Genomic DNA, 3,182 nt, shown 5'->3' with positions numbered 1-3,182 from the left:
GTCCACTACAGTCTTCTAATGTGTTTACAGGAGTAAGTGCTGGGGAACATTTAGTAACTGTTGTTGATACAGAAGGATGTACATTTATGACACAAATAGTAACCATAATCGACTATCCAAATTACTTCACACCGAATGGAGATGGTATCAATGATACATGGAATATCAGTGGCTTAAACCAACCAGGAGCTAAGTTGTATATTTTTGACCGCTATGGTAAATTAGTAAAACAACTAAGCGCTACAGACGATAGCGAGGGTTGGGATGGAACATACAATCAAGAATTACTTCCAGCAACCGATTACTGGTTCTCATTAGATTACATGGAAAATGGAGTCGCTAAACAGTTTAAAGCGCATTTTTCTTTGAAAAGATAATTAAATAAATCAATTAACAATAAAAAAGCCATTTCTGTTGAAATGGCTTTTTTATTGTTAATTGATATTTTTTGATAAATTATATGTAAATATTTTCTTTCTTTATTTAATTTAATTTTTTTATGTTAATTATTTGATTTATTTAAAAAAAAATTTAATATTTGTTAATTAACAAAAATTTAATATTCGTTAGTGAATTGAGTTGAATTTGTAAAAAAAACAAGTGTAGTTAATCGAAATTTAAATGATAAAAATATGGAAAAAAATTACTGTAAGAAAAGAATTAAATATTTGTTTTGTTTGTTTTTTGGTTTTATTTCGTTTTCATACTCTCAGAAAATTCAAGTTATAAATGAAGTTGTAGAACCGATTAATTTGACTTCTGAAGGGAAATATTTGAATAAGATTGAGATGCTTGAAAAAGATTTTGCTGATTTGAAAGGAACTTATCAAATTCAAATATTGAAGCCTGAATATAATGTTTTGCTTTCGGAGTCACTTTTAGAAAAAATAAAAACTTTAAGAAAAGAAGATGAAGATATTATTATAGTATTGGATGATTATTCAAAACTTTATTTGCCTTCACTTAATAAAATTAAATCTTCAAATTTTATTAAGTTACTTCAATTTCAATCTACTATAAAATAATTCAATTATGAAAAATAGAATTATACTAAAAAAGATTTTAGTAACATTTTTAATGGTGCTATTTTCTGTAATTGTAAATGCTCAAGAAACTTGTGCTACAGCAACGACTGTATCTGATTTAACTGGGGGTACTTGTGCTACTTCAACGGTAGGAACGGTTAATGATGTTGGTTCGGCTGGCTGTGAGGAAGGTCTTTTAGATACATGGTTTACTTTTGTTGCTCAAGGAAATACTGCTACAATTGATGTTACTGCTAGTGCTGCAGGTTTCAGACCTGAGTTTGCAGTAGTTTCATCAAGTAATAATACTTGTACTGGAACATTTTCTGTTATAAATTGTTTTGATTTGGGAGGAAATTATACAGTAATTAATGGAACTGTAAATGGCTTAACAATAGGTACAAGATATTGGATTGTTGTTTCTAGTAATGGTGATGTTACAACTGGAAATTTATCGGTTTGTGTTAATAATCCTCTTCCTGTTGCAGGTTGTGTCGATAATGATGCTTGTGTGGATCGAGCTGTTTTGGCATTAAACCCTGTAGGTGGGGCTGCAGCATGTGTTTCTGATTGTAATGTAGGTGCAAATATTGGTCCTGATTTTGCAGGTAATAACTGTTATGATCTTCCTAATCCAACTGTTTGGTACCAAATTACAACTGGACCAACTACTGCTTCTTTGAATATTTCAGTTAATAGTGCTACAATGGGAACTCCTGAGTTTACATTATTTACTAATAATTGTGCTACATTTTCTATTGTTAATTGTGTTGAAGGTACAGGTTCAACAGCAACGGGTAACAATATTCCAGTAGCAGCAAATACTACATATATTATTGCAGTTTCAAATGTTTCAGGAGCTCAAGGGAATTTCTCTCTGTGTGTTACTCAAAATGGTGATAATAGTGCATGTAATACGACAAATGCATTAACTGTTGTTTCTACTTCAATGGGGTCTCCTCTTGCAGGACCATATCAAGCAGGTGAACAGGTAACGTATCAATATACAGTTACAAATTGGCAACAAGTAAATTGTAATTATATTGGAGCTTTTGTTCCTACATTCGGAAATTGTTGGGATCCATCGTCATTTAACGCACAAGGAATGCCAGTTAATATTGGAACTCCTTTGAATGTTAATGGGGTTATTCAACCATGTCCTCCTGGGCCTCCATGTGCATATAATGCGTGTTCTGGAACAGCTGCAGGTACATGGAATTGGTTTCCTGCAGGATCAGCTACTTATAATGTTGCTGGTTATTATCCTGCCGGAACTGCAATGCCAGCAGGTTGGTACTTCTTAAATTCATATAATCCTGCAACTGGTTCATGTACTGGAGATCCAACTGATCCAGATAATAGTTATGGAGATGGAAATTTCCCTGCATGTGGAACTAATACATTTGATTATACTTTACGATTTACTTTAACAGCAGGGTCTTTGGCAAATTGTGGAGCAGGAACTACAGATTGTAGTGTTTCTATCAAGACTTTTGCGGATGGAGAGTTTGGTTTTTGGAACAATTTAGGATGTACAGCTGATTTGCCAGATACTGCGCCAGCTTCTTTTTTATGTTGTACACCTCCAATCATGACTAGTTTGGGTTCATCAACTATATGCTCTAATGCTAATTTGAATTTTCCTTTAACTACGGATATACCTTCTACATTTTCTTGGGTAGCTGCTAACAATGCAAATGTGTCAGGAGAAAGTACTACTATTCAAACTGGAGCTACAATTACAGATGTTTTAGCGAACCTTACAGGAGTTCCTCAAGTAGTTACTTATACTGTGACACCAACATCAACAGCTGATGGATGTATTGGTTTGCCACAAACTGTTAATATTACAGTTACACCATTGAACACTATTGCATCAGGCACAAGTCAAACGGTTTGTATTAACAGTGCAATTACAAATATTACATTAGCAACTACAGGCGCAACAGGAGCAACCTTCGCAGGATTACCAGCAGGAGTTACTGGTTCATGGGCAGGAAACGTAGCTACGATAAGTGGAACACCAACCGCAAGTGGAATATTTAATTATACTGTAACTACAACAGGCGGATGTCCTCCAGCGACAACCACAGGAACTATTACAGTTACACCATTGAACACTATTGCATCAGGCACAAGTCAAACGGTTTGTATTAA

General features: G+C 34.0%; 3 protein-coding genes. All 3 read left to right on the top strand.

Annotation, left to right across the window (positions count from 1 at the left end; genetic code table 11):
- Window positions 1-377: T9SS type B sorting domain-containing protein (locus C8D80_RS12700; RefSeq protein ID WP_133610994.1), on the top strand; the 377-nt coding region annotated here is incomplete at its 5' end.
- Window positions 378-632: 255 nt separating this feature from the next.
- A complete protein-coding gene (locus C8D80_RS12695) occupies window positions 633-1,025 on the top strand; it encodes a hypothetical protein (RefSeq protein ID WP_133610992.1) in 393 nt (130 codons plus the stop codon).
- 7 nt (window positions 1,026-1,032) lie between these two features.
- A partial coding sequence (locus C8D80_RS12690) for a PKD-like domain-containing protein (protein ID WP_133610990.1) occupies window positions 1,033-3,182 on the top strand: 2,150 nt, incomplete at its 3' end.

The sequence above is a fragment of the Flavobacterium cheniae genome (genome assembly GCF_004363695.1).
GTDB classification, from domain to species: Bacteria; Bacteroidota; Bacteroidia; order Flavobacteriales; family Flavobacteriaceae; genus Flavobacterium; species Flavobacterium cheniae.
Note: the sequence above shows the minus strand (reverse complement) of the source record. Positions and strands in the feature narration are given on the sequence as shown.

Excerpts from the sequence above, each read along its gene's own strand:
- C8D80_RS12695 (WP_133610992.1), top strand. The coding sequence starts at position 633 with ATGGAAAAAAATTACTGTAAGAAAAGAATTAAATATTTGTTTTGTTTG.